Source organism: Glycocaulis alkaliphilus (assembly GCF_004000605.1).
GTDB lineage: Bacteria > Pseudomonadota > Alphaproteobacteria > Caulobacterales > Maricaulaceae > Glycocaulis > Glycocaulis alkaliphilus.
Window position 1 is genome coordinate 1,581,004 of sequence record NZ_CP018911.1, and the last position, 25,954, is coordinate 1,606,957.

Here is a 25,954-nt window from a genome sequence, read left to right on the forward strand (position 1 = left end):
GCTCTCGGCCGACCTGTCGCGGAGATTGACCCATGACCAACCTTGAAACCCTGGACGGCCGGCGCGACGCGAGCGGCGGCTACAAAGTCGATATCTCGCGCGGAGAGCGGATCGGCCGCGTCTCCTCGGAATGGTTTTCCCGGCCGAATGACGAGCGCTATCTGTCCCTGTCGGAGCTCTACGCGTCGGTGAAGGGCCGCGCCGAGCGCAGCCGCACGCGGACAGTCGAGAGCGCGGCGATCCGCGTTGAAGCCCATCGCGACGATCCGGAAAACCTGGCGCTCATCCTGCCCGACGCCGAGGCGCCGGTCGCGCCGACCCATTGGAGCTTCGGCCAGCTCGCCAGCCTAGTCAGCGCGCCGGCGGCCTATCTGCGCCAGCTCCCGGCGCCGCTTGCGGGCATCAACCTGCAATACGGGCTCACCTCGCACCGAGCCGAGCAGATCAAGACGCTGGAAACCGAAGACGGGCGCACGGAACTGCGCGCCGTCACCGGCCCGGATTATGGCCGCATCTACGACCACGAACTCGTGGCGGCCGTGCAGAAGATCGCGGGGAACGGAACTGGCGATACGCGCTGGAAAGTGCCCGGCACGCTCGACTGGTCGAGCGGCGTCTACAATCCGATGGTCGACATCACCAAGGACACGACCACGCTCTACGCCTCCGACCGAGACGTCTTCCTCTTCCTGGTCGACGACATGAACCCGATCGAGGCGGGCAAGCTGTCCGACGGATCTCCCGATCTCTATTTCCGGGGCTTCTATTGCTGGAATTCTGAAGTCGGCGCGAAGACGCTCGGCATCGCCAGTTTCTATCTGCGCGCCGTCTGCCAGAACCGCAATCTCTGGGGCGTTGAGGACTTCCAGGAAATTAGCATCCGACATTCCAAATACGCCGCCAATCGCTTCGCGCACGAGGCGGCGCCGGCGCTGACCCGCTTCGCTGACTCCTCGCCGCGACCCTTCGTCGAAGGCATTCGAGCAGCGCGCGAGCGCATCGTCGCCCACAGCGACGATGACCGCACCGACTTCCTCCGCAAACGGGGCTTCTCCAAGGCGGAGACGGCCAGAATCGTCGAGACAGTCCTCGCCGAAGAAGGTCGGCCGCCGGAGTCCGTATTCGATTTCGTGCAGGGCATCACCGCCGTCGCCCGGTCGAAGCCGCAGCAGGACACCCGGCTCGAAATGGAGGGCAAGGCGAAGAAGCTCCTCGAGCGCGCGGCGTAGCTGCGGCCGGCGCTCCGCCTTTCCGGTCCGTCGCTTCCTCAAGAGGAAGAGGCGGGCCGGGTTCTCCGTGACGGGTTTGGAGGTCGAGAGAGAGGCTTTCGGCCAGCCCGCCCACGGAGAACTGACATGACCAAGTCTCAGAAAATCACCCTCAGCGCCTCGCGCGACATCCCCTTCAACAAGCTGGTGCTCAGCCAGTCCAATGTCCGCCGCGTCAAGGCCGGCGTCTCGATCGACGAGCTCGCCGAAGACATCGCCCGGCGCACGCTTCTGTCCTCGATCACCGTCCGGCCGGTGCTGGATGAGGACGGCGCTGAAACCGGCATGTTCGAGATCCCGGCCGGCGGACGCCGCTACCGGGCGCTCGAACTGCTGGTCAAGCAGAAGCGTCTGAACCGCACGGCGCCCGTGCCCTGCATCGTGCGCACGGACGGCCTCGCCGAAGAAGACAGTCTCGCCGAGAATGTTCAGCGTGCGCCGCTTCATCCGCTCGACCAGTTCCGCGCCTTCCAGGCGATGCGCGAGAAAGGCAAGAGCGAGGAAGAGATCGCGGCGGCCTTCTTCGTCTCGGCGAACGTCGTCAAGCAGCGGCTCAAGCTCGCCGCTATCGCGCCATCGCTTCTCCACGCCTATGCCGAGGAGGAACTGACCCTCGACCAACTCATGGCCTTCACGGTCAATCCCGACCATGAGCGCCAGGAACAGGTCTGGGAGTCGATCAAACGGACTTATGCGAAACAGCCCTATGAAATCCGCCGCATGCTGACCGAAGGCGCCGTGCGCGCCTCCGACCGGCGGGCGCAGTTCGTCGGGCTCGACGCCTATGAGGTGGCCGGCGGCGCCATCCTTCGCGATCTCTTCCAATCCGACGACGGCGGATGGCTCCATGACGCTGGCCTGCTTGCGAAACTCGTCGATGAAAAGCTCGAAACCCATGCGGAAGCGATCCGCGCCGAGGGCTGGAAATGGATCGAGATCGGCACGGACTTTCCCTACGGCCATACCTACGGTCTGCGCCGGATCATCGGCGAGACCGAGCCGATGAGCGAGGACGAGATCGCGAACTTCCACGCACTGAAAGCCGAATACGATCAGCTTGAGGACGATTACGCCGACGCCGAGGAGTTCCCGGAAGATATCGACACCCGGCTCGGCGAGATCGAAACGGCGATGGAAGCCTTGCAGGAGCGTCCCGTCCGCTTCGAGCCGGATGAAATCGCCGTGGCCGGCGTCTTCGTCAGCATCGGCCATGACGGCCGCCTGCGTGTCGAGCGCGGCTATGTCCGCCCCGAGGATGAACCTTCCGTCGAATCCGACGGACAGGACGAGGTCGATGGGATCGACGCGTCTGACGAGGAGGACGTCGACGACGCTACGCCCCCTGATGCCAGCGACGAGGCGGAAGAGGAAGACGATGGCCTGAAGCCTCTCTCCGACCGCCTCGTCATGGAATTGACGGCGCATCGCACGCTCGCTCTGCGCGACGCGCTTGCCAACGATCCGCAGACGGCGTTCCTCGCCGCCTTGCACGCGATGGCGCTGCGGCTCTTCTACCACTATCCGCTGGATAGCTGCGTCGAGATCACCCCGCACAGCGCCGGTTTCGGCGCCCAGGCGCCGGGCCTTGGCGACACGGCTTACGCGCTCAGCATCGACGATCGCACGACGAGCTGGCTAGGGGCGCTGCCGAAAGCGCCTGAGGATCTGTGGGAGGCGCTGGTCGGGTTCGACAACGATAGCCGCGAGGCGCTGTTCGCGCATTGCGTCGCCATGACCGTCAACGCCGTCCAGGAACCGTACAACCGCCGTCCGCGGGCGCTCGCCCATGCCGATGTGCTGGCGGCGACGCTCGGGCTCGACATGGCGGCGACGGGCTGGGCGCCGACGGGCGAGAGCTATCTCGCTCGCGTCACCAAGGCCCGCATTCTGGAGGCCGTGCGCGAAGCGAAGGGCGAGAATGCATCCGACCGCATCGCCGGCCTCAAGAAACCGGACATGGTCGCGGCTGCCGAAGAGCTTCTCGAAGGAACCGGTTGGTTGCCCGAAGTGCTGCGCATGCCGGCTCTTCCCGACAGCGAAGCGCAATCGGCGGATAACGGCGGCGAACCGGCCATGGGCGATTACGCCGTCATCACCGATGATGAACCTGTCACCGGCAACGCCTTCGCCACTGCGGCCGAGTGACCGGGAGCCAAGCCCCCCAACGGCTCCCGCAGCCGCCCCTGGAGCCCGCCCAATGTGGCGGGCTCCTTCTTTTTTGCTCTCACCATGGAGGCGCAAATGAACAGCGCAGCATCCGAAATCGCACGACGGCTCGGCCGCGAGGCGGAGGCCGTCTGCCGCCATTACCTCTCCAACGGTCGCAAGCAGGGCCGCTACTGGATCGTCGGCGACATCGAGAACACGCCCGGACGCAGTCTTTATGTTCGCCTGACGGGACCAGCCCACGGTCCGGGCGCTGCCGGCAAATGGGCAGACGCCGCCACAGGCGAACATGGCGACCTGCTAGACCTCATTGCCGCTGCGCATCATTTGCAATCCTTCGGCGAGACGCTCGATGAGGCGCGACGATTCCTGAGCTTGCCACGCCCCGAACCGCCACAACGTGAGCGTCAATCCGCGCCCACCGGATCGCCGGAGGCTGCACGGCGCCTCTTCGCCATGGGAAGACCGGTCGGTGGAACGCTCGCCGAGCGCTATCTTCGTCGACGCGGTCTTTCCGGGCTTGGCGACGCGCCAGCGCTGCGATTTCATCCGTGCTGCTACTATTGGCGAGAAGGTCAGCCCAAGGACACCCCACCGGAGACCTGGCCTGCATTGCTCGCCAAGGTCACGGACGTGAACGGCAATCTCACCGGCGTTCACCGCACATGGCTCGATCCGGCGACGGCTCGCAAGGCGCCCCTCGATCCATCACGCAAGGCGATGGGGAACCTGCTCGGCCATGGCGTGCGGATCGGAACTGCGAGCGACATCCTCGCTGCTGGCGAAGGGCTGGAAAGCACGCTCTCCGTGCGCATGGCGTTGCCCAACATGCCCGTCATATCCGCGTTATCGGCCAATCATCTCGCCGCGCTGATCCTGCCGACCGGGCTTCAGCGTCTCTACATCGCTGCCGACGCCGACGAAGCAGGCGACATGGCCACCGCCAATCTGATCAAACGCGCAGGAGCCGTCGGTATCGAAACGATCCGGCTTATTTCTCTTGGCGGCGACTTCAACGAAGACCTCCGCAAGCTCGGACGGGACGACCTAAGGACGCATCTGGGTCAGCAACTGGCCACGGCCGATTTCTCACGGCTGCTTTCCGACGAACACTGAGCGGCTGAGCAGGCCCGTCATTAGTCTGGTCGCTATCGTCAGATCACCTCCTAATTGGAGAGCCTCGCCTTCGGCCTTCCGAGAGGAGCGAGACGGAGCGGAGACTGGCCGGGCCGGCAACGGCTGCGGCGACGCTCTTTTCCGCCGCCGGGCGTGAAAGCCCGACTTTGCATCGCGAAACAAAAGAGCGCCGCCTTCGCCGTCCTCCGCCTCTGGCTCCGGCCGCCGTGACCGGCGGTGCAGTCCCAGCCAGCCCCCGCTTTCCCGTCGCTCGGGAAGGCCGCGAGAGGCGCGGCCCATGCCGAACAGGAGACGATCCCATGACCGCCGAGACCACCGAACCAATGGCCAGCTCCGCAACCGCGGCCGTACTCGAAGAATTGCAGCTTTACGGCTATCGGCCTTTCGCCGACGAACCCGACCCGAGACCCTTGCCCGATGCCGACGCCCTCCAGGGTGCGATAGCCGATATCTTCGACGCACTCGCCGCCACGCTGGAAGACACGCGTCTCGAACCGGATGTCGAAGACCTGCTCTGGTCCGTGACCAACCTGTTTCATCGCACAGCAGCCCGCGTCGACCGCGACCTCGACGACAACGAGCAGGCCCAGAAACGCTCGCAGCGCGAACAGGACGGGTCGGAAATTCGCTCGGTCGAACTTGAAGCCCTGACGGCGCAAGGAACCACGCTGATCGAGCGGCGCAACGCTTACGAGCTCATGCGCGATATCGCCGCCGACCACTTCGAGACCCATATCGGTCAGACCTGGCGACCGCACTCGGGATCACGGATCAGTCACCGGACGCTGACGGCGGCCATGATCGACAGCCGCGACTATCTCTCGGCGAAGCGGCGCGCGGAGATCGAACCCCTCCTGCCAAGCGGACCACGGGTTGCGTTCTCCGGCGGACTGGACGTCACCGACCATCGGGCGATCTGGGATGCGCTGGACCGTGTGAAGGCCAAGCACGCCGACATGGTGCTCCTGCATGGCGGATCGCCCAAAGGCGCCGAGAAGATCGCCGCGTGCTGGGCCGATAACCGCAAATGCCAGCAAATCGTCTTCAAGCCGGACTGGAAGCGCCACGGCAAGGCGGCGCCGTTCAAGCGCAACGACGCGCTTCTTGAGGCGATGCCCATCGGCCTCATCCTCTTTCCGGGGTCGGGAATTACGGACAATCTGGCAGACAAGGCCAAAAAGCTCGGCGTCCCGCTCTTCGATTTCAGGCCGAAGAACAACAAAGCGCAGGCAGCGTGATGCCTGAGATGCATCACCTGATGCGCGCGCCGGAAGGTTTCGGCGTGCGCTGCTTTGCGCTATACTTCGAAAAGCGCCGTGGCGGTTGGTGGAGGCGCTCCATCCATGAAGGAGACCGCCCATGTTTCTGTCCGCATTGCTGAGCGTTGTCGGCCTCGGCTTTCTCTGCTGGCTGTTATTCAGCCTGGCCGTCTATGCGCTTCCGTTCTTCGTCGCCGTTACTGTCGGCTACTATGCGTTTGAAAACGGCGCGGGGCCGATCGGCGCCATCGCTGTCGCACTATTCGCCGGCGCAGTCGCTCTTATCCTCGGGCAAGTCGCGTTCGCCACGATACGGTCACCGACCATCCGCCTGGCGATCGGCGCGCTCTATGCCTTGCCGGCCGGGTTGGCCGGTTTTCACGCGGTCAAGGGTCTCTCTGAGACCGGCGGCGCGGGCGAGACGTGGACCCTCATCTTCGCAAGCATCGGTGCAATCATCGTCGGCGCGACAGCATGGGTGCGCATCGCATCCCTTGCAGGACCAGAGACGCAGTCCGGCGGTGTCAATTCGCATCATGCTTGATACGCAGCCACAGACGGCTAAATCGCTCACGTCAATGGGGATTCACTCCACGGTTAAGGTTCAGATAAGTGGAAACCGGGATCGTGCTTGACACGTTCCGCAGCCACTTTCGTGCGTTGAAGGAACATGCCCAATCCGGCCCTTGGCGCGCAAGGTCAGAATGGAGCGGTCTCGTTCAAATCTATCCGGCGTGGTTTTAACTTTTTCTCTGAAACGATGTCGATCGCTCATCGCCTACGCTCGTTGCCGGCGTTTTTCGACTGTCGCGCTGGCCGGTGACGAACTTCTCCTGAGCCTCATCACCCACGCCCGACACGGCCTCTCATGGACTGATCTGGCCGGTATCGGCTGACGCCTCGACCGCCTTGGCCGCAACGGCGGAGCCGAACTTTCTTCCCCTGGGCTACGCCCATTCCTCGCGAAACAAGAAACTCCGTCTCCGCTGTCCTCCGCATACGCTCCGGGTCCTCCGGACTGCGTCGGCGGTCGTCCCGGCCTTGTCGATCTCCATCGAGGCCGCGACGGGCGCGGGCTCGAAAGCCAAAAGGAGAACTGACATGGCCACCATCGGAACCTTCAAGAAGTCCGCCAACGAGTACGTCGGCGAAATCGTCACCCTCAGCGTTCAAGCGAAGAATGTAAGGATCATCCCGGAAGAGGATCGCGCGAACGACAACGCACCCAGCCACCGCGTCTTCGTCGGCCGAGTCGAGATCGGCGCCGCCTGGTCCAAGCGCTCGAATGAGGGCCGCGACTATCTGAGCCTCAAGCTCGACGATCCGAGTTTCACCGCTCCGATCTACGCCAACCTCTTCGACGACACCGTCATCGAAGGCGAAGAGAGCTACAGCCTTATCTGGTCGCGGTCACGCCGCCAGAGCGGCGATTGACGCCCCGACAGCCCCGCCCGGTCTTCCCAGGCGGGGCTGCCATCATGCCTCTCGGCTTTTCCGCTGATCGTCCAAGAGTTCGGCCGGTTTGACGTCAAGTGCCTCGGCCACGTGCCAGAGGGTGATGATAGTGACGTTCTGCTGCCCGCGTTCCATCGCGCTTATATGAGCGCGGTCAACGCCCATCCTATCCGCCAGAGCGGCCTGGCTGAGGCCGGCTTTTTCCCTAAAATACTGAAGGTTCGCGCCAAATACTTCCCGAATATCCATCCGCCAGTAAAATGCGGATCGCGTATTTTAATGCGACGCACTATAATACGCGGCGAACGACGCGGCCGCCACGAAGCTGCAACCAACCCGGCGACGTTTGCGCCGCCTGCGCTTGCTAGGTTATGGTTTCCAGTTCATTAATAATATGGGCCAACTTGCAAGGATTTCGCATGCCCTCGAGACAGCACAGGATCGCCGACGCGCCACCGAACGATGCGGCTGTGACGGTCTATGATCGCAATCACCTGAAGCTCTATATGCGCCTGCTCGATGCAAGTGAGGCCGGTGCAACGCTTGAAGATGTGGCGTCGCTCTTGCTCGGTATCGACGCCAACAAGGAGCCGGAACGTGCGCGCCAGGTCCACGACAGTCATCTATCCCGCGCTCGTTGGATGACCGAACAAGGCTACCGAGATCTTCTCAAGAATGGTCTTCCCGCAGGTTGATCGGCGTGCGGGCACCATGCGTAAAAGACGACGCCAGTGGCCACACAGCGCAACCGCTGGTATAAAGCGTAATATCCCGACTGACTGACGCAATTCCATGCGCCAGTTTGCGATTGGGAGGATTTCGCAATGCCGTCAGATTGGCGCGACGACAAGCAGTATGATCACTTCGATGATCTCGGTGTCTCCGGGCTCGCTTGGGAATGCCTTCGTCGGAACTCGCGCTATCGTGATGACTACGAGCTAATGCGGGAGGGCGGCGGCGCTCCAGCAGACTGGGGGTTACGATTTCGCTGTAAACCCACAGCTCAACGCACTCAGCGCTCCGATTTTCTGGCTTCCAACCGCAGCACCCGCCGTCGTTCAACTGATCGATGCTCTTCCGGACGTGGGCTTGACCTCTGCCAATCCAGCCGCGCGCATCGCATATCAGAAGATCGACGACGACGGGATTTCTTGGGTTCGGCTTAAAAACGGCGTTAATCTCGTTGGTAATTTGCTCAGTGATCGCCCCGTTGGCCTGCTACTTCCGCTAGATGACGACTGGGCAGTTCGGCTAGCCGCCGCTGATCGCCTATATCACCAACTTGTGGAGCGCGACCTGCATCCGCCTATCACGCGACAGCGACGCGAACGCCTGAAACGAGCCCTGCGAACAATCGACGGCCGCCAGCGCGGGGCCAGTTATCGCGCCGTCGCCACAGTCTTTTTTGGAGCCGCCCGCGTGTCCGCTGAGCCATGGAAGACCAGTTCGCTAAAGGCTCAAATCGCCCGCCTTGCTGCCTACGGACGAATGATGATCGATCATGGGTACAGGAATTTGCTGAAAGGGCAATCTCGGTAGGGGCAGGAAAATTGATCAGTAAATATGCTTCTCACGTCCATAATGCGCGCCTACTGGGCGATCTTATTACCGTGTCCTACACCTTAAGATTTCTAACACCAAACGATACCTCTTCACACTCCGTTCTCATGCCCCCCAAAGGGGAGTGACGTTTTCGCCGCGCGCTGATCGTCATCCCTCCCGGCGCGCATCTTACGCTTTTCTCGTCTCCGACAGTCCCGCGCTTCCCGAAGCGGGATGGCCTAACCGGAGACGCGACCCATGCCCGATCCCAATGCCGGACTTCCCCCACGCTATTTGAGAACGCCGGAAGCGGCCCATTTTCTCGGCCTTTCGGGGCGGACGCTCGAAAAACACCGGACCTATGGCACGGGGCCACGCTACTCGAAGATCGGCGGGCGCGTCGTCTACGCGATCGAGGATCTGCAAGCCTGGGTCAGCCGGGGAGAGAAGAACTCGACCTCGGACGACACGGGCGACGAGGTGTTGCCCGCCAAGCGGCATGCAGCGATCTCGCCCGCCTATGCACGGAAGGCCCGCTCATGAGCGGCGGGGCCACTGTCGAACTCGTCTGGATCGAGAAGCAGATCGAGCACTGGATTCGCTTCGGCCGGATCGTGCGGACAACGATCCAGAGCCGCAGTGGCAGCACCGTCGCTTTCGATCCCGGCGCCGTCTTCGCCTTCGTCCGCTGGCAGGCGAACGACTTCGGGACTACGGAAAGCCGGATCGACATCCTGCGTGCGCCCCGACCGGGTGAGTCCTATGCGACCGTGCCGCAGGTGACACCCGGCGGCGATAGCCTGCTGCGCCAGTCCGGCTGGCTCAAGGTCGAACGGGTTCTTCAGTTCGCCGATGCGATCGAAGCGCTCGGCATCGACCCGGCCGACGCCGCGCCGGACTATTGGCGCCACGTTCACAACAGGCTGTCAGCAGGCCTGGAGCCGCGAGGCTACACAGCCGCTCAACATCGCGCCTGGCTCCTGCGCCAAGCCTGTCCACCCGATCCACTGACATTGCGAGCCGCGTCGGCGGGGAGCGTGTCATGACCCGGTTCGGATACGTCATGACGACCTATTTCTCGGTGCTCGCGATCGGCGGACTGGCCTTCGTTCATGTGAGCCCCAAGCTGATCTGGAACGCGTCCGCAAGCGCGCCCATCGGGCTATACGCCGTTGCGTCGGACGACGATCTTGCCGTAGGCGATCTGGTCGTCGTCGATCCGCCGGAATCGCTTGCGACCTATCTCGCCGAGCGCGGCTATCTGCCCGAGGGCGTACCGCTCCTCAAGCACGTCGCTGCGCTTCCCGGACAACGTGTCTGCCGCGATGGCGCCGCTGTCGCTGTCGACGACATCCCCCTGGCGCAGGCCCAGCCGAGCGACCGCTTCGGACGCGACCTGCCCGTTTGGCAGGGCTGCCACTTCGTCGCCAAGACGGAACTCTTCCTCCTGAATCCAAGCCATCCCGACAGTCTCGACGGTCGCTATTTCGGCGCACTCCCGGCAGACGCCGTGATCGGGCGCGCCGTTCCGATCCTCACCGATGAAGACGGCGACGGCCACTATGTCTGGCGCGCCGATCACGACGCCGACGCTCTCGAAAATTCTTCCGACCGCAAATGAAAGGAACTGCCCCATGGCTCAGATCGGTCAATTCACCCGCACAGAAACCGGCTTCACCGGACGCCTTCACACGCTCATTCTCTACCGAGAACTCACCCTCGTCCCGGCAACATCGTCGGACAGCGAAAACGCGCCCGACTATCGCATCCATCACGGCGATCACGACGGACCGGAGATCGGCGCCGGCTGGAAACGCACCGGCGAGAAGGCTGGTGAATACATCTCTTTGCAGATCGACGACCCGACCTTCGCATTTCCGATCCGCGCCAATCTCTTCAAGACCGACGCCGAGGACGGACATTGGGCGCTCTATTGGAACCGCCCCGCAAAGCGCCCCGAGAAACGCGATGAGCGCGGCTAGACCGTCTCGGCGCTGCGCTATTATGGCGAAGTTCCTCCTCTGCGGTCTGCTCTCCGGCGTGGTTGTCTCTCACGCCGTATCAGCAGAGACCGCGTCCTCCAGGACGGAACAAGGCGGCAATTCCTATGCTGCCTATATCGCCGAAGCTGCGCAGCGCTTCGGCTTCCCGGCGCGTTGGATCCTCGCTGTCATGCGCAGGGAAAGCGCCGGCGACGTGCGCGCCGTCAGCGAAAAAGGCGCGATGGGGCTGATGCAGATCATGCCCGATACCTGGGATGAGCTGCGCGCGCGTTACGGTCTGGGGCGCGACCCGTTCGATCCTCGCGACAACATTCTGGCGGGCGCCGCTTATCTCCGTGAACTGCATGACCGCTTCGGATCGCCGGGCTTCCTCGCCGCCTACAATGCGGGACCGACACGCTATGCCGAGCATCTAGCTACAGGCCGACCGTTGCCCCGAGAAACCCGCGATTATGTTGCGGCGTTGGCGCCGCTCCTCGGCGCGTCGGTTGCAGCAGAACGGCGAGAACCGAGCGCAATTCTGACCGTGGACTGGCGCGCGGCGCCGCTCTTTTCCGCTCGTACCGACCGACAAACGCCTGCTGATGAAACGCATCTGAGCAGTGGCGCAGGCACTTTTCCTTCACACACATCCGGCGCATCGGACGGTCTGTTCCCGCCAACTGGAAACGGGGATCGGCGATGATCCCGCTGATCGCACTCTCGCGCGGTCCGTCGCGCGATGGCGTGTTTCCGGGAGGGAGGACGGGGACGGAAGGCGCAACAACAACGGGAGGGCGAGATAAAAGGCGCGGCACGGATACGCGCTATGTCGTTGTTGTTGTTGGGTATTTCGCCCGCTGCGGTCATGGGCACAGTGCCGCCCCACGGCTCAACCCACTGTTTTTATGCGGGTTTCACCGTGCCGCGCGCTTTCAAGCGGGCGCTTTGTCATGAGCGACCGCGATAATGACATGCGCATCCGGCCCGGCCGCATCCGCAACAAGGGGACAAGCGCCCGGAAGGCGCAAAGCTTTGTCGGCCAGGTAATGGGCGCCGCCCGCAAGGCCGGACACACCGGATACAAGCTGAACGGTTCGAAAGGACGCGGGCGCGGATCGCAATTCGGCCGGGGCCGTTTCGCCGGCGCAGCGCGCGGACTGTCACGCACCCAGCGGCGCGTCGTCATCAAAGCGCGCGTCGTCCGTCATCGTGGCGCACGTTTCCGTTCCGCCCCGCTCGCCAAACACATCGCCTATCTGAAGCGTGAAGGCGTGACCCGTGACGGGCGTGATGCGGGCATGTTCAACGCCGAAGCAGACAGCGTCGATGATCGCGCTTTCGCAGAGCGATGCGAAGAGGACCGGCATCATTTCCGCTTCATCGTCTCGCCTGAAGACGCCGACCGCCTCGAAGACCTGCGCGCCTACACACGCGACCTGATGAGCCAGGCCGAGCGCGATCTCGGCACGAAGCTTGACTGGATCGGCGTCGATCATTGGAACACCGACAATCCGCACATCCATGTTCTCGTGCGGGGCCGAGCCGATAACGGCAAGGACCTCGTCATCGCCCGCGACTATATCAGCCGAGGGTTCCGCAGCCGCGCCGAGCAACTGGTCGAACTGGAGCTCGGGCCGCGCGCCGAGCAGGAGATCGCATCCGAACTTCAGGCGGAGGTGAAAGCCGAACGCTGGACGGGTCTTGACCGCGCGCTCCAGGGGCTCGCCGATGACGGTGCCGGGGTTGCTGATCTGCGTCCCGGCTCCCCGGAACCGCGCGATCCGGAGCTGCGCAAACTCCTTATTGGTCGCGCCCAGACGCTGGAAGGGCTCGGCCTCGCCGACAGGCTCGCCCCGGCGGTTTGGTCTCTGAAACCGGGCGCACAGGAAACGCTGCGCGATCTCGCCGAGCGTGGCGACATCATCAAGACCATGCACCGCGCCATGTCCGGCGGACCAGGGCGCGCACAAACGGACTTCGCGATTGAGGACACACCGACTGCCCCAGTACTTGGACGGTTGGTCGAGCGCGGGCTGCATGACGAGTTGCGCGGCGAGGCCTATGCCGTGATCGACGCCGTGGACGGCAGCGTCCATCATCTGCGCTTCAACGATCTCGACGCCACGGGCGACACGCCCGAAGGCGGGATTGTCGAGACGCGGGTCTGGCGCTCGGACAATGGCGGCCGTCAGCGCATGGCCCTTGTCGGCCGCTCCGACCTCAACCTCGAAACCCAAATCGGCGCGAGTGGTGCGACCTGGCTCGATCGGCTGCAACTCGCCAAGACCCAGGCGCCGCTCAGCATGGGCGGCTTCGGCGCCGAAGTTCGCGAAGCGCTCGACCGGCGCGCCGATCATCTCGTCGCCGAGGGGCTCGCGACCAGAAATGGTCGGCGCGTCACCTTCGCCCGCGACCTCCTGAAGACGCTGCGCGAACGAGAGCTCGACGCTGCGGCGGCGCGTGTCGAAACCGAGACAGGCTTGCTTCGCAGAAATTCTGCAGAAGGCGATCGCATCTCGGGAACCTATCGCCGGCGTCTCGATCTCGCCTCAGGCCGTTTCGCCATGGTCGATAGCGGCCTCGGCTTCGAACTCGTCCCGTGGAAACCCCAGCTCGAACGCCATCTCGGCCAGACCGTGACGGGAACGATGACGCCGGGTGGTGGGATCGACTGGAGCCTCGGCCGCAAGCGCGGGCTTGGCATCTGAGCATCACCCCGGAAGGAAAAGACATGCCGATCAAGACACAGCCAACACAGGCCACCAAAATCCTCTGGGGCCAGATCATCATCGTCTCGCTCGTTGTGGTCGGTTTCATCTGGACCGCAACACAGTGGACCGCATGGCGGCTCGGCTTTCAGCCTCAGCTCGGCGCGCCGACGACGGACATTCTCGGATGGCCGATCTATCCGCCCTGGAGCTTCTTCGTCTGGTGGTATTTCTACGACGCCTATGCGCCGCGTGTGTTCGTCGAAGGCGCGATCATTGCCGGCAGCGGCGGGATCGCCGCGATCGGTGTCGCGATTTTCCTCTCCGTCCTCCGGGCTCGCGAGGCGCGCGACGTAACCACCTACGGCTCAGCCCGATGGGCGGAGCGGAAGGACGTTGAATCGTCCGGGTTGCTTGCCGCGGACGGCGTCGTGCTTGGCCGCTTCGAGAACCACTACCTCCGGCATGACGGCCCGGAGCATGTGCTCTGCTTCGCGCCAACCCGCTCGGGCAAGGGCGTCGGCCTCGTCGTCCCGAGTCTCCTGACCTGGCCGGGCTCGGCCATCGTCCATGACATCAAGGGAGAGAATTGGCTGCTCACCGCCGGGTGGCGGGCGCGGTTCACCCGCACCATCCTGTTCGATCCGACCGACGCGAAGAGCGCGGCCTACAATCCACTGCTCGAAGTCCGGCGCGGCGACAGCGAAGTACGCGACGTCCAGAACGTCGCCGACATCCTCGTCGATCCGGAAGGTCTGCTCGAACGCCGGAACCATTGGGAGAAGACTAGCCATTCGCTGCTCGTCGGCGCGATCCTCCATGTCCTCTACGCCGAGGCGGACAAGACGCTCGCCGGCGTCGCCGCCTTCCTCTCTGATCCGGGCCGGCCGATCGAGGCGACGCTCGCGGCGATGATGCGCACACCGCATCTTGGCGACCGGCCGCATCCGGTCGTGGCGCAGGTGGCGCGCGAACTCCTCAACAAGTCGGAAAACGAACGCTCCGGTGTTCTGTCTACGGCGATGAGTTTTCTGGGCCTCTATCGCGATCCCGTCGTCGCCAGGGTCACGAGCCGCTGCGACTGGCGGATCAAGGATCTGGTCTCTGGCGCGCGGCCGACCACGCTCTATCTCGTCGTGCCGCCCTCCGACATCAGCCGCACAAAGCCGCTCGTCCGGCTTGTGCTGAACCAGATCGGACGTAGGCTGACAGAAGAGTTGAACGCCAATCGCAAGCGCCATCGCCTGTTGCTGATGCTCGACGAATTTCCGGCGCTCGGGCGGCTCGACTTCTTCGAAAGCCAGCTCGCGTTCATGGCGGGCTATGGATTGAAGGCCTTCCTCATCGCGCAGTCCCTCAATCAGATCGAGAAAGCCTATGGCCAGAACAACGCCATCCTCGACAACTGCCATGTCCGGGTGAGCTTCGCGACCAATGACGAACGTACTGCCAAGCGCGTGTCCGATGCCCTCGGCACGGCGACCGAGATGCGGGCAATGAAGAACTATGCCGGGCACAGATTGTCGCCCTGGCTTGGCCATCTCATGGTCTCCCGGCAGGAGACCGCGCGGCCTTTGCTGACTCCCGGCGAGATCATGCAATTACCGCCGGATGATGAAATCGTGCTCGTCTCCGGCGCGCCGCCGGTCCGGGGCAAAAAGGCGCGCTACTATACCGACCCACAGCTCAAGACACGCATCCTGTCACCGCCCAAACTGATGGCCGAACCGACCGTATCGAAAGAGTTGCAGGCAGATGATTGGAGTGACCGCGCACCCGTCGCCGCGCCAAAGCCAAGGAAGAGGGCCTCCAGCGATGCGGGCGAAGATGCAGACGGCGGCATTCGCCGTGAGCCGGAACTGCCCGAGCATGAAGACATCGCGCCGGAGCCGGCACCATCTGCGCGAGAAGAGTTCGCGGGTCTCGATGATGAAACGGATGATGACGCTCAGCGGGCTCGCCAGATGCAGGGCCGATTCCGCAGCATCGCCCGGCAGGCCTCGCTTGATCCCGATGACGGCATCGAACTTTGAGGCCCGCCATGAAGAAAGATCGGCTCAATGTGTATTTCGATCCAGCTTTATCAGCGGAGCTCGACACGCTGGCGGCGCGGCGCAAAGTTTCGAAATCCCAGATCGTGGAAGCGGCGCTTGCCTCCTACCTTTCCCCCGACGCTGCGGATCAGCGCGAGGCTGCGATTACGCGACGTCTCGACCGGCTGACCCGCGCCGTCGAACGGCTCGAACGCGACGTGACGATCGGCAACGATGCGATAGCCTTGTTCATCCGGTTCTGGCTCACGACGACTCCGCCATTGCCAGATACGATGCGCGATGCCGCGCAGGCGAAAGGCCGCGAGCGGTATGAAGGCTTTGTAGAAACGCTCGGTCGGCGGCTCGCAAAGGGTAACACCTTCGCCAAAGAAGTGTCGCAAGATTTCACACCGAAAGAGTAAATCTACAGCCTGTTTCCCAGGTATTTTGAAGTGAACTGTTTCGACCGTTTTTCGCTTTCTCCTGCCGTTGCGCGCCGTAGTACTACTACGCCTTCAAGGCTGTTGCCGATCAGCCTTTAAAGGTCTTCTTGATCGACCCCGTAATCCAATGCGGGGCCGCCAATGACCGTCCATACATTCAAATCCGAAGCGCTCGCCCGTGGCGCGCGCATGCTCAGAACCGCTCTGGGGGCCGACGTCGCCGCATGGCTCGAAGACCCTGCGGTTGTCGAGGTGATGCTCAATCCGGATGGCCGCCTCTGGGTCGACCGCCTGAGCGAAGGCCTCGCCGACACCGGCGAAGAGCTTTCCGTCGCTGACGGCGAACGCATCGTCCGTCTGGTTGCGCACCATGTCGGCGCAGAGGTTCATGCTGGCGCTCCGCGTGTGTCCGCGGAGCTGCCGGGAACAAGGGAGCGGTTCGAGGGGCTTCTGCCGCCTGTGGTCGCCGCCCCGGTCTTCGCGATCCGCAAGCCGGCCGTCGCGGTCTTCACACTCGAAGACTATGTCCGCGCCGAGATCATGCCAGACGATGCGGCGGCGGCATTGTGCGACGCCATCACATCCCGCGCCAACATCCTTGTCGCTGGCGGCACCTCGACCGGCAAGACCACGCTCACCAATGCATTGCTGGCGGAAGTCGCCAAATCCTCCGACCGCGTCGTTCTGATCGAGGACACACGCGAGCTCCAATGCCTGACGCCGAACCTTGTCGCTCTGCGGACCAAGGATGGCGTCGCGTCGCTTTCCGATCTCGTTCGCTCCTCGCTGCGCCTGCGGCCTGACCGCATCCCCATCGGCGAGGTGCGCGGGGCTGAGGCGCTCGATCTCCTCAAAGCCTGGGGCACCGGCCATCCCGGCGGCATCGGCACCATCCATGCCGGTTCAGCGCTCGGCGCGCTGCGCCGCCTCGAACAGCTCATCCAGGAAGCCGTCATCACCGTGCCCCGCGCGATGATCGCCGAGACAATCGACCTGATCGCCGTCCTCTCGGGGCGCGGATCGGCGCGCCGACTTTCCGAACTCGCCCGCGTCGAGGGCCTCGATGCGACCGGGGACTACCAGATCCAACCGCTTCTTCACCCCAGGACAGGAGACCATCCATGACCAAAACCACAATTCTCTATCCGCGCTGGCCGCTTTACGCGACGGCGCTCGCGTTCAGCCTTTTGCTCGTCGCGCCCGCCCATGCGGCGGGCTCGGGCATGCCCTGGGAGGCGCCGCTCCAGTCAATCCTGGAATCCATTGAAGGGCCGGTCGCCAAGATCGTCGCGGTGATCATCATCATCGTCACAGGACTGACGCTCGCCTTCGGCGACACCTCCGGCGGTTTTCGCCGCCTCGTGCAGATCGTCTTCGGCCTCTCCATCGCCTTCGCGGCGTCGAGCTTCTTCCTGTCATTCTTCTCGTTCGGCGGCGGAGCGCTGATCTGATGCGCGAGCTGGCCGACATTCCGGGCTTTTACGCGCCCGTCCACCGCGCCCTGGTCGAACCGATCCTGCTCGGCGGCGCGCCCCGCACGGTCGCCATCGCCAACGGCACGCTCGCAGCAGCCGTCGGACTTGGCCTTAGGCTCTGGGTGGTCGGGATCGCACTCTGGCTTGTCGGCCATCTCCTCGCGGTCTGGGCCGCAAAACGTGATGCCCAGATCGTCGATGTTGCGCGCCGGCATCTTCGTTTCCCAACCTGGTTCGGAGTCTGAGCGATGATGCGCCTCGCCGAATATCGCTCGACCGCCTCGCTATTGGCAGATTTTCTTCCGTGGGCGGCGCTCGTCGCGGAGGGCGTCATCCTCAACAAGGATGGCAGTCTGCAACGCACCGCACGGTTTCGGGGGCCTGACCTCGACTCCGCGACACCGTCAGAACTCGTCGCCGTGTCCAGCCGGCTCAACAACGCCCTTCGCCGGCTCGGATCGGGCTGGGCGGTGTTCGTCGAAGCGCAGCGGGCGCCGGCGCGCGACTATCCGCTCTCACATTTTCCCGATGCCGTTTCCGCCCTCGTGGACGCGGAACGACGCGCCCAGTTTGAAGATGCGTCCAGACATTTCGAAAGCAGCTACTTCCTGACTTTCGTCTGGATGCCGCCGCTCGACGATACGAGCCGCGCGGGACGATGGCTCTATGAGGACGCGCCCGACAGCAGCCTCAACCCGCGAGAGCATGTCGAGAGTTTTATGGCGCGAACGGATCGCCTGCTCGATCTCCTCGACGGCTTCATGCCGGAGGCCGCCTGGCTCTCAGACGAAGAGACACTGACCTTTCTGCATTCGACCGTGTCGACGCGTCGTCAACGCCTGCGCTTGCCCGAAACGCCGATGCATCTCGATGCGCTCCTGGCCGATAGCGCGCTTGTCGGCGGGTTGGCGCCGAGTTTGGGCGGGGCGCATCTGCGCAGCCTCTCCATCATCGGATTCCCCACGGCCACATGGCCGGGACTGCTGGATGAGCTCAATAGCCAACCCTTCGAATATCGCTGGGTCACGCGCGCTATCTGCCTCGACAAGACCGACGCGACCAAACTGCTGACGCGCATCCGCCGGCAATGGTTCGCCAAGCGCAAATCCATCGCCGCGATCCTGAAAGAGGTGATGACCAATGAGGCGTCGACGCTGCTCGATAGCGACGCGGCGAACAAGGCCGCCGACGCCGATGAAGCCTTGCAAGAGCTCGGCGCCGACATAGCGGGCGCCGCCTACATCACCGCTACGCTGACCGTCTGGGATGAGGACGAAGCCGTCGCGGACGCCAAGCTAAAGGCGGCGGAAAAAGTCATTCAGGGTCGTGACTTCACCTGCATGCCCGAGACTTTGAACGCCATCGAGGCGTGGCTCGGCTCGTTGCCCGGCCATCTCTACGCCAATGTCCGTCAACCGCCGGTCTCCACGCTCAATCTCGTCCACATGATCCCGATATCGGCAGTCTGGGCAGGACCGGCGCGCAATGATCATCTGGACGGACCTCCACTCTTTTACGCGGAGACGGAAGGCTCGACTCCGTTCCGCTTTTCACCCCATGTCGGCGATGTCGGGCACACGCTGGTCGTCGGTCCGACCGGGTCGGGCAAATCCGTGTTGCTGGCGTTGATGGCGCTGCAATTTCGTCGCTATGCGGGCGCGCAGATCTTCGCCTTCGACTTCGGCGGCTCGATCCGCTGTGCGACCGTCGCCTGTGGTGGCGACTGGCAGGATCTCGCCGGCGCGCTTTCGGATGACGAAGCCGCCGTCCAGCTTCAGCCGCTGCGCAACATCGACGATATCGGCGAACGCGCCTGGGCGCAGGACTGGCTGTCCGGCCTGATCGCGCGAGAAGGCGTCACCATCGATCCGGTCGCGCGGGATCATCTCTGGTCGGCGCTGACCTCGCTCGCCTCGGCGCCTGTCGCAGAACGAACGCTCACGGGGCTATCCGTCCTGTTGCAGTCGACCGAACTCAAACAGGCGCTCACGCCATTCTGTCTTGGCGGCCCCTTCGGGCGTTTGCTCGACGCCGAAACAGAAGAACTCGGAACAGCCGATTTCCAGGCCTTCGAGACCGAAGGGCTGATCGGATCGGCCGCGACGCCGGCCGTGCTCGCCTATCTGTTCCACCGGATCGAGGATCGCCTCGATGGACGTCCGAGCCTCATCATCGTCGATGAAGGCTGGCTCGCGCTCGATGACGGGACATTTGGCGGCCAGCTCCGCGAATGGCTTAAGACTCTAAGGAAGAAGAACGCCTCCGTCCTCTTCGCCACGCAATCGCTCGCCGACATCGACAATTCCGCGATTGCGCCCGCCATCATCGAGAGCTGTCCAACGCGCATCTTCCTGCCGAACGAGCGTGCCTTCGAGCCGCAGATCGCCGACATCTACCGCCGCTTCGGCCTCAATGAACGCCAGATCGAGATCGTCGCGCGGGCCATGCCGAAGCGGGACTATTACTGCCAGTCGCGCCGCGGCAATCGGCTCTTCTCGCTCGGTCTCGGCGAGGTCGCGCTCGCCTTCACGGCCGCATCGTCGAAGACCGATCACGCCGCCATCACCGACATCCTCTCCGAACACGGACGAGACGGCTTCGCCGCAGCCTGGCTCGCCCGTCGCGGTCTCGATTGGGCCGTCGAACTGCTCGGCCAAACACCTGATCCGATCCCATCCCCTCAAACCACGGAGACTACTCATGCGTAAGAAACTCGCCGCCCTCATGCTGACCGGAGCCATCGCTTTGGCGCCGATGCAACCGGCCTATGCGCTATTCGGCGTCGGCGACGTCGTCATCGATCCGACCAACCTCGCGCAAAATATTCTCACCGCCGCACGCACCCTCGAAATGATCAACAATCAGATCACGCAGCTTCAGAACGAGGCGCAGATGTTGATCAACCAGGGACGCAACCTCGCAAACCTGCCGCACTCATCGCTGGCGCGTCTGCGGTCGATCATGCAGCAGACGGAAGATCTGCTGGGCGAAGCGCAGCGCGTTGGATACGTCGTCTCCGAAATCGAACGCGTCTTCTCAGAACAATATGGAGACGCCGCAGCAACCGGCGATTTCGCCGCCATGAACGCCAATGCCGAGGCGCGCTGGCGGACCTCGGTTGCAGGCTATGAAGACGCGTTGAAGGTCCAGGCCGGCGTCGTCGGCAATATTGAAGCGACGCGCACGGAATTGAGCACTCTCGTCTCGCAAAGCCAGGGTGCGGTCGGCACCTTGCAGGCGGCGCAGGCCGGCAATCAACTTCTCGCCCTGCAAAGCCAGCAGATGACGGACCTAACCGCCGCCATCACCGCGCAGAACCGCGCGGACGCGCTGGACGCGGCTCGGCGCGCGTCCGCTAAAGCGCAGGGGCGCGAGAACCTCAATCGCTTCCTCGACTACGGGACCGGCTACACGCCAACCGCCGTCAGCATGTTCCGGTAATACCCGTGCGCAATTCTCCCGACCAAATCATCAGGCCCGTCGCCATCGCCTTGGGCGGGCTCGCTGCGCTCTTCGCCGCGGTTGAGCTGGCGAATACGGTCACTCCGGAAACGCCATCGGTTCCTCCCGTGACCAACAATCCTTTGCAGGCGGAACTTTCTCGCTGCCGAACGGTGACGCCGGAAGAGCTGGAAATCGACACGATGTGTCGCGCCGCCTGGGCAGAGCAACGCCGCCGATTTCTCGGGCTTCCCGGCGACGATCCCGAGAAGGAGTAGGATATGGGCGGTGTTGGCGTCATTGACCGGTTCCTGCAGGTCTTCACCTCCTACATCGACAGCGGCTTCGGCCTGCTCGGCGGCGACGTCGCCTTCCTGGCAACGACCCTGATCGTCATCGACGTGACGCTCGCTGCGCTCTTCTGGGCCTGGGGCGCCGACGACGACATCCTCGCCCGGCTCATCAAGAAAACGCTCTTCGTCGGCGTCTTCGCCTACATCATCGGCAACTGGAACGCGCTCGCCCGCATCGTTTTCGAAAGCTTCGCCGGGCTTGGCCTCATCGCTTCGGGCGGCAGCCTTAGCCCCGGCGAGCTGCTTCAGCCCGGCCGCATCGCAGAGATCGGCCTTGATGCGGGCCGTCCGATTCTCGCGTCGATTTCCGATCTGATGGGCTTTGTCTCCTTCTTCGAGAATTTCCTCCAGATCATCATCCTGCTTTTCGCCTGGCTGGTCGTTCTCCTGTCCTTCTTCATTCTGGCGATCCAGCTCTTCGTCACGCTGATCGAGTTCAAGCTCGCCACGCTGGCCGGCTTCATCCTCGTACCCTTCGGCCTGTTCAACAAAACCGCCTTCATGGCTGAACGCGTGTTGGGGCTGGTGATCTCGTCCGGGGTCAAGGTCCTGGTGCTCGCCGTGATCGTCGGCATCGGCTCGACCATCTTTGGCGAGTTCACCGCGGGGTTCACGGGTGAGCCGACCATTGAAGACGCCATGGCAATCGTTCTCGCCGCGCTTTCCATGCTCGCGCTCGGCATCTTCGGTCCGGGCATCGCCAACGGCATCGTTTCGGGCGGCCCGCAACTCGGCGCAGGCGCTGCGGTTGGCGCAGGTCTCGCCGCCGGCGGGCTTGCTGTCGGCGGGGTCGCTGGCGCCCGGATGGCCGTCGGAACAGTCGGCGCCGGAGCGCGCGGCGCGGCGGCAGTCGCTGGTGGCGCCTCGACCGCCTACAGCATGGGAAACGCTGCCGCTGGCGGCGGCGCCTCCGGTGTCGCCGCCGGTCTCTCTAGCGTTGGAAAAGCGGGCGTCAGCGCCGCAACGAACCCGCTTCGCCGTTCCATGAGCGAAAGCTACCGCTCAGGTTCGCGCGCAGCCTTCGAAGCGACCGGCGGCAAGTTCAGTAACAGCCCCGACGTCTCGCCCTCAGCCAGTGGCGTACCGCCAGCCTGGGCGCGGCGCATGAAACAACAGCAAACCCTTCACCACGGCGCCGCCGTCGCAGCTCATGCCGTTCGCTCTGGCGACCATGGTGGCGGCGGGACCGCCGTCAGCCTTTCGGAGAAATCATGATGTTCCGTCGTCCAAGCGTTCGCTATTCCAAGACCCCAGAGCCCGTCACGCCCTATCAGAAAGCCGCACAGGTCTGGGACGAACGCATCGGGTCCGCCCGCGTGCAAGCCAGGAACTGGCGACTGATGGCGTTCGGCTCTTTGCTGCTCTCAGGCGGGCTCAGCGCCGCGCTTGTCTGGCAGTCCACACAAGGGACGATCACGCCCTATGTTGTCGAGGTGGACAGGCTTGGCGCGGCGCAAGCCGTGACGCCTGCCACCGCCGACTTCCGACCGACCGATCCGCAGATCGCTTACCACCTCTCGCGCTTCATCGAGAATGTGCGCCAAATCCCGGCCGATCCGATCGTGCTGCGCCAGAACTGGCTGCACGCTTACGACTTCACGACCGACAAGGGCGCGCTGGCGCTCAACGACTACGCCCGGGTGAACGATCCCTTCGCCAAGGTCGGCGACACGCAGATCTCGGTCGAAGTCTCCAGCGTTATCCGCGCCTCCGAGAGCAGCTTCCGCATCGCCTGGATCGAGCGCCGCTACGCCAACGGACAACTCGCCGCAACGGAACGTTGGACCGCCATTCTCACCATCGTTCTGCAACAGCCGCGCGATGCCGAGCGCCTGCGCAAAAACCCGCTCGGCATCTTTGTCAACGCCATCAACTGGTCCCGGGAGTCCGCCCAATGATAAAGACACTTCGCCTGAACAAAGCCTCCATGACGGTCCTCCTCGCCGCGACCACTCTCTCGGGATGCGCGACCTTCAAACCGCCGGAGATCGCTTACGACACCCCTCCGATCGAAGCGAAGCTTCTTCCGGAACCGGAGAGTCCGGTGCGGATCGTCGAGCGCACCAGCCCACTGCCGCTGCCTGGTCAACTCAAGCCGATCAATGGGGGAGACCGAGCGCCGGAATCTGCCGGTCCCGCTGAGCGGGTGAACGAGGCGAACGCCGCCGCCCGGATGGAGCCGGTACGAGACGGCTTCATCAACGCCGTACAACTCTATCCCTACACCGAGGGCGCGCTCTATCAGGTCTACGCATCGCCGGGGCAGATCACCGATATCGCCCTGCAGCCCGGAGAGAGCCTTGTTGGCTCCGGACCGATCGCGGCCGGCGACACGGCGCGCTGGATCATCGGCAACACCCAGAGCGGTTCAGGGGATGATCAGCGCATCCATATTCTGGTCAAACCGACGCGGCCTGATCTTCAGACCAACCTCGTCATCAATACGGATCGGCGGACTTATCATCTCGAACTGAGAGCGAACCCGTCCGCCTACATGGCGTCCGTCTCGTGGACCTATGCCGAGGATGCCTTGATCGCGCTCAGGCGGCGCAACGCCGAGGCGGAAGCAGCCTTGCCGATCGGACGTGACGTGGTCCTCGACTCCTTGCGCTTCCGCTATCGGATCGAGGGCGACCGCGCGCCCTGGCGGCCGCTTCGCGCTTTCGATGATGGGCGGCAGGTCTTCATCGAGTTCCCGCGCGGGATCGGACAGGGGGAAATGCCGCCGCTCTTCGTTATCGGTCCGGAAGGCGAAGGCCAGCTCGTCAACTATCGCATCGCCCGCAACTACATGATCGTCGATCGGCTCTTCGCCGCCGCCGAACTGCGTCTCGGCGACAGGCAGAAACGCGTGCGGATCGTCCGCACCGACGGGGTGAGCCGCAACGCCCCTACCGCGTCACGCCCCGGCGCCGTGGGGCCACGCAAATGAGCGACGATAGAGAATCCCGTGAGGACAAAGAGATTGCCGCCTCTTTGCGGCTGCGCGCCGATCCGCCAACGGTCATGCGTCTCTCGCGCCGCACGCTGACGGTGCTTGGCGCGGTCGGAGGCCTCGGTCTCGGTGCCATCCTGATTGTGGCTCTGCAAGATCGCAAACCGGCCGATGGACCGCCGGAACTCTATTCGACCGAGCGAATCCAGGCAGCCGAAGGTCTGTCGCGCCTTCCGACCGACTACACAAACATACCCCAACTTGGGCCGCCACTGCCCGGGGAGCTCGGGCGGCCGATCCTGTCAGCTCAACAACGCGGTCAGCCCGTGCCGGCGGTCGTCGCTGCGCCTGCCGTCGATCCTGACGAACAGCGCCGGTCGCAGGAGTTGGAGGCAGCCCGGCTCAGCCGACTTTTCGCTGAAGCCACGACCACCATCGATGACCAGCCTCAAACTTCGTCGGCGGTCGGTCCTTTACAATCCGGCGCCGGATCCTTCTTTCCCGCGAGCGTAACAAGCGCAGCACCAGATGCCACGGACAGACGGGAAGCCTTCCTTGACGAACCCATTGATCGACGCACGACAAGCAACGACCGGCTCACCGATCCGCCAAGCCCCTATGTGGTCCAGGCCGGTGCGGTCATTCCGGCGGCGCTGGTCACGGGTCTGCGCTCGGACCTTCCCGGTCAGATCACCGCGCAGGTGACATCCAATGTCTATGACAGCCCGACCGGTCGCTTCCTGCTGATCCCGCAAGGCGCGCGCCTCATCGGTGAATACGATAGCCGCGTCGCTTTCGGCCAAAGCCGCGTGCTGCTGGCCTGGACACGGCTGATTCTGCCCAATGGGCGCTCTATCGTTCTCGAACGCCAGCCCGGCGCCGACGAGGCCGGCTATGCCGGCCTCGAAGACGGCGTCAACAACCACTGGGGACGGCTGTTCATGGCGGCCGGGCTCGCCACTGTCCTGAATATCGGTGTGGAGCTTGGCGCCGATGATGACGACGACATCGCCCGCGCCATTCGCGAAGGAACGCAGGACACGATCGGCCGCGCCGGTGAGGAGGTTGTTCGTCGTCAGCTTTCCATCCCGCCGACCTTGACCATTCGCCCCGGATTCCCAGTGCGCGTGATGGTCACGCGCGACCTCATCCTCGAACCCTATCGGAATTGACCCATGACCAAATTGAAACTCGGCGCCATCCCAGACGATAAACCTGTCAAATTGAGTATTGAACTTCCCGCCGATGTGCATCGCGATCTTGTTGCCTATGCTGACGTGCTGGCCCGTGAGACCGGACAGAAGAACGAAGCCGCAAAGCTTATCGCACCTATGTTGGCGCGGTTCATGGCGACAGATCGTGGTTTCTCGAAATCTCGAAAAAGTGGCCGGTCGCCTTACTCCCCCCGGTCAACGTCGGAACCACAAATCACCTGATGTCCGAAGCTTCATCATCACGGCCATCCAGGCATCGAGCGTTCAATCACCAAAAAAGCTTCGCCTTCCGGTGGCTACCGCCTGTGAGGAACCTGGCGGGAGGGCTGGATCGCCAGCTGTCAATGTCCTGTTGAGTATAGCTGTCTTTGTGGGAAGAAAGCAGGGTGGCAGTCGTCGCGATGCGCACAGTTGCCTCCGCCTTGCGCAATTTCGATATGATTTCTTCAGGCCGAAATCGCTTTACCTCCATGAATGCAGCCAGGTGATTCTTTGTTCGTGGCCGCGTCCAAAAGGATCGGGTCAGTGCGCGCATTCTGA

At 63.6% G+C, this 25,954-nt stretch carries 29 protein-coding genes; 28 read left to right on the forward strand and 1 reads right to left on the reverse strand.

All coding sequences use genetic code 11. The features are described from left to right. Nucleotides 1–32 precede the first annotated feature (32 nt). The 6 genes from X907_RS07565 (at nt 33) to X907_RS07590 (ending at nt 7,264) form a co-directional block, all read left to right on the forward strand. Nucleotides 33–1,229: a hypothetical protein gene (locus tag X907_RS07565; protein ID WP_009802168.1), complete on the forward strand. Its 1,197-nt coding sequence runs from the start codon at nt 33–35 to the stop codon at nt 1,227–1,229. A 126-nt stretch (nt 1,230–1,355) separates the two neighbouring features. Continuing rightward, complete coding sequence (locus X907_RS07570) at nt 1,356–3,413, forward strand: ParB/RepB/Spo0J family partition protein (protein WP_112062389.1); 2,058 nt, start codon at nt 1,356–1,358, stop codon at nt 3,411–3,413. 96 nt (nt 3,414–3,509) lie between these two features. Further along, complete coding sequence (locus X907_RS07575) at nt 3,510–4,550, forward strand: DUF7146 domain-containing protein (protein WP_040613343.1); 1,041 nt, start codon at nt 3,510–3,512, stop codon at nt 4,548–4,550. Between the two features lie 320 nt (nt 4,551–4,870). Further along, the gene (locus X907_RS07580) at nt 4,871–5,809 is read left to right on the forward strand and encodes a DUF2493 domain-containing protein (RefSeq protein ID WP_127566786.1); all 939 of its coding nucleotides are present in this window, start codon (nt 4,871–4,873) and stop codon (nt 5,807–5,809) included. Between the two features lie 121 nt (nt 5,810–5,930). Further along, complete coding sequence (locus X907_RS07585) at nt 5,931–6,374, forward strand: hypothetical protein (protein ID WP_009802164.1); 444 nt, start codon at nt 5,931–5,933, stop codon at nt 6,372–6,374. Between the two features lie 557 nt (nt 6,375–6,931). Beyond that, a complete protein-coding gene (locus X907_RS07590) occupies nt 6,932–7,264 on the forward strand; it encodes a DUF736 domain-containing protein (protein WP_009802162.1) in 333 nt (110 codons plus the stop codon). Between the two features lie 42 nt (nt 7,265–7,306). Here X907_RS07590 and X907_RS07595 read toward each other — a convergent pair whose 3' ends face one another. Beyond that, entirely contained in the window at nt 7,307–7,534 is a 228-nt protein-coding gene (locus tag X907_RS07595; protein WP_009802161.1) for a helix-turn-helix domain-containing protein, read from the reverse strand. A 170-nt stretch (nt 7,535–7,704) separates the two neighbouring features. Here X907_RS07595 and X907_RS07600 point away from each other — a divergent pair, with 170 nt between their 5' ends. The 22 genes from X907_RS07600 to X907_RS07700 all read left to right on the forward strand — a co-directional run bounded on the left by X907_RS07600 (nt 7,705) and on the right by X907_RS07700 (nt 25,636). Beyond that, nucleotides 7,705–7,980, forward strand: coding sequence for a DNA -binding domain-containing protein (locus tag X907_RS07600; protein ID WP_009802160.1), 276 nt, complete (start codon nt 7,705–7,707; stop codon nt 7,978–7,980). A 129-nt stretch (nt 7,981–8,109) separates the two neighbouring features. Next, nucleotides 8,110–8,451 carry a transcriptional regulator domain-containing protein gene (locus X907_RS14745; protein WP_366080137.1) on the forward strand — a complete coding sequence of 114 codons (342 nt, stop codon included), beginning with the start codon at nt 8,110–8,112 and terminating at the stop codon, nt 8,449–8,451. Then, nucleotides 8,375–8,824, forward strand: a complete 450-nt coding sequence (locus X907_RS07605; RefSeq protein ID WP_158085768.1) for a DUF2285 domain-containing protein — start codon at nt 8,375–8,377, stop codon at nt 8,822–8,824. Before X907_RS14745 ends, X907_RS07605 begins: the two co-directional genes overlap by 77 nt. Nucleotides 8,825–9,085: 261 nt before the next feature. After that, nucleotides 9,086–9,370 carry a helix-turn-helix transcriptional regulator gene (locus X907_RS07610; protein ID WP_009802159.1) on the forward strand — a complete coding sequence of 95 codons (285 nt, stop codon included), beginning with the start codon at nt 9,086–9,088 and terminating at the stop codon, nt 9,368–9,370. Beyond that, a complete protein-coding gene (locus X907_RS07615) occupies nt 9,367–9,873 on the forward strand; it encodes a DUF2840 domain-containing protein (protein ID WP_009802158.1) in 507 nt (168 codons plus the stop codon). The genes X907_RS07610 and X907_RS07615 overlap by 4 nt, the downstream gene beginning before the upstream one ends. Further along, nucleotides 9,870–10,448 carry a S26 family signal peptidase gene (locus tag X907_RS07620; RefSeq protein ID WP_009802157.1) on the forward strand — a complete coding sequence of 193 codons (579 nt, stop codon included), beginning with the start codon at nt 9,870–9,872 and terminating at the stop codon, nt 10,446–10,448. The genes X907_RS07615 and X907_RS07620 overlap by 4 nt, the downstream gene beginning before the upstream one ends. A gap of 13 nt (nt 10,449–10,461) precedes the next feature. Next, nucleotides 10,462–10,809, forward strand: a complete 348-nt coding sequence (locus X907_RS07625; protein WP_084399898.1) for a DUF736 domain-containing protein — start codon at nt 10,462–10,464, stop codon at nt 10,807–10,809. A gap of 22 nt (nt 10,810–10,831) precedes the next feature. Continuing rightward, the gene (locus X907_RS07630; RefSeq protein WP_112062388.1) at nt 10,832–11,515 is read left to right on the forward strand and encodes a lytic transglycosylase domain-containing protein; all 684 of its coding nucleotides are present in this window, start codon (nt 10,832–10,834) and stop codon (nt 11,513–11,515) included. Nucleotides 11,516–11,762: 247 nt separating this feature from the next. Continuing rightward, nucleotides 11,763–13,520, forward strand: a complete 1,758-nt coding sequence (locus X907_RS07635) for a relaxase/mobilization nuclease domain-containing protein (RefSeq protein ID WP_009802154.1) — start codon at nt 11,763–11,765, stop codon at nt 13,518–13,520. Nucleotides 13,521–13,543: 23 nt separating this feature from the next. Further along, nucleotides 13,544–15,553 (forward strand): conjugal transfer protein TraG, encoded by a 2,010-nt coding sequence (locus X907_RS07640; protein ID WP_127566788.1) that lies wholly within the window; start codon nt 13,544–13,546, stop codon nt 15,551–15,553. 8 nt (nt 15,554–15,561) lie between these two features. After that, a complete protein-coding gene (locus tag X907_RS07645; RefSeq protein WP_009802152.1) occupies nt 15,562–15,975 on the forward strand; it encodes a ribbon-helix-helix domain-containing protein in 414 nt (137 codons plus the stop codon). 162 nt (nt 15,976–16,137) lie between these two features. Beyond that, nucleotides 16,138–17,121, forward strand: a complete 984-nt coding sequence (trbB, locus tag X907_RS07650; RefSeq protein ID WP_112062325.1) for a P-type conjugative transfer ATPase TrbB — start codon at nt 16,138–16,140, stop codon at nt 17,119–17,121. Then, on the forward strand, nt 17,118–17,447 hold the full coding sequence (locus tag X907_RS07655; protein ID WP_009802150.1) for a TrbC/VirB2 family type IV secretion system protein: 330 nt from the start codon (nt 17,118–17,120) through the stop codon (nt 17,445–17,447). Before trbB ends, X907_RS07655 begins: the two co-directional genes overlap by 4 nt. Then, a complete protein-coding gene (locus X907_RS07660) occupies nt 17,447–17,716 on the forward strand; it encodes a VirB3 family type IV secretion system protein (RefSeq protein WP_009802149.1) in 270 nt (89 codons plus the stop codon). The genes X907_RS07655 and X907_RS07660 overlap by 1 nt, the downstream gene beginning before the upstream one ends. A gap of 3 nt (nt 17,717–17,719) precedes the next feature. Continuing rightward, on the forward strand, nt 17,720–20,179 hold the full coding sequence (gene trbE, locus X907_RS07665) for a conjugal transfer protein TrbE (RefSeq protein WP_112062326.1): 2,460 nt from the start codon (nt 17,720–17,722) through the stop codon (nt 20,177–20,179). Further along, nucleotides 20,172–20,912: a P-type conjugative transfer protein TrbJ gene (trbJ, locus tag X907_RS07670; RefSeq protein WP_009802147.1), complete on the forward strand. Its 741-nt coding sequence runs from the start codon at nt 20,172–20,174 to the stop codon at nt 20,910–20,912. The genes trbE and trbJ overlap by 8 nt, the downstream gene beginning before the upstream one ends. Before the next feature lie 5 nt (nt 20,913–20,917). Next, complete coding sequence (gene trbK-alt, locus X907_RS07675) at nt 20,918–21,190, forward strand: putative entry exclusion protein TrbK-alt (RefSeq protein WP_009802146.1); 273 nt, start codon at nt 20,918–20,920, stop codon at nt 21,188–21,190. Nucleotides 21,191–21,193: 3 nt separating this feature from the next. Further along, on the forward strand, nt 21,194–22,480 hold the full coding sequence (gene trbL / locus X907_RS07680) for a P-type conjugative transfer protein TrbL (RefSeq protein WP_009802145.1): 1,287 nt from the start codon (nt 21,194–21,196) through the stop codon (nt 22,478–22,480). After that, nucleotides 22,480–23,163: a conjugal transfer protein TrbF gene (gene trbF, locus X907_RS07685; RefSeq protein ID WP_112062327.1), complete on the forward strand. Its 684-nt coding sequence runs from the start codon at nt 22,480–22,482 to the stop codon at nt 23,161–23,163. The genes trbL and trbF overlap by 1 nt, the downstream gene beginning before the upstream one ends. After that, complete coding sequence (gene trbG, locus X907_RS07690) at nt 23,160–24,197, forward strand: P-type conjugative transfer protein TrbG (protein WP_112062328.1); 1,038 nt, start codon at nt 23,160–23,162, stop codon at nt 24,195–24,197. Before trbF ends, trbG begins: the two co-directional genes overlap by 4 nt. Beyond that, on the forward strand, nt 24,194–25,372 hold the full coding sequence (locus X907_RS07695) for a TraB/TrbI/VirB10 family type IV secretion system protein (RefSeq protein ID WP_112062329.1): 1,179 nt from the start codon (nt 24,194–24,196) through the stop codon (nt 25,370–25,372). Before trbG ends, X907_RS07695 begins: the two co-directional genes overlap by 4 nt. Before the next feature lie 3 nt (nt 25,373–25,375). Beyond that, the gene (locus X907_RS07700) at nt 25,376–25,636 is read left to right on the forward strand and encodes a DUF2274 domain-containing protein (protein WP_009802141.1); all 261 of its coding nucleotides are present in this window, start codon (nt 25,376–25,378) and stop codon (nt 25,634–25,636) included. Nucleotides 25,637–25,954 lie beyond the last annotated feature (318 nt).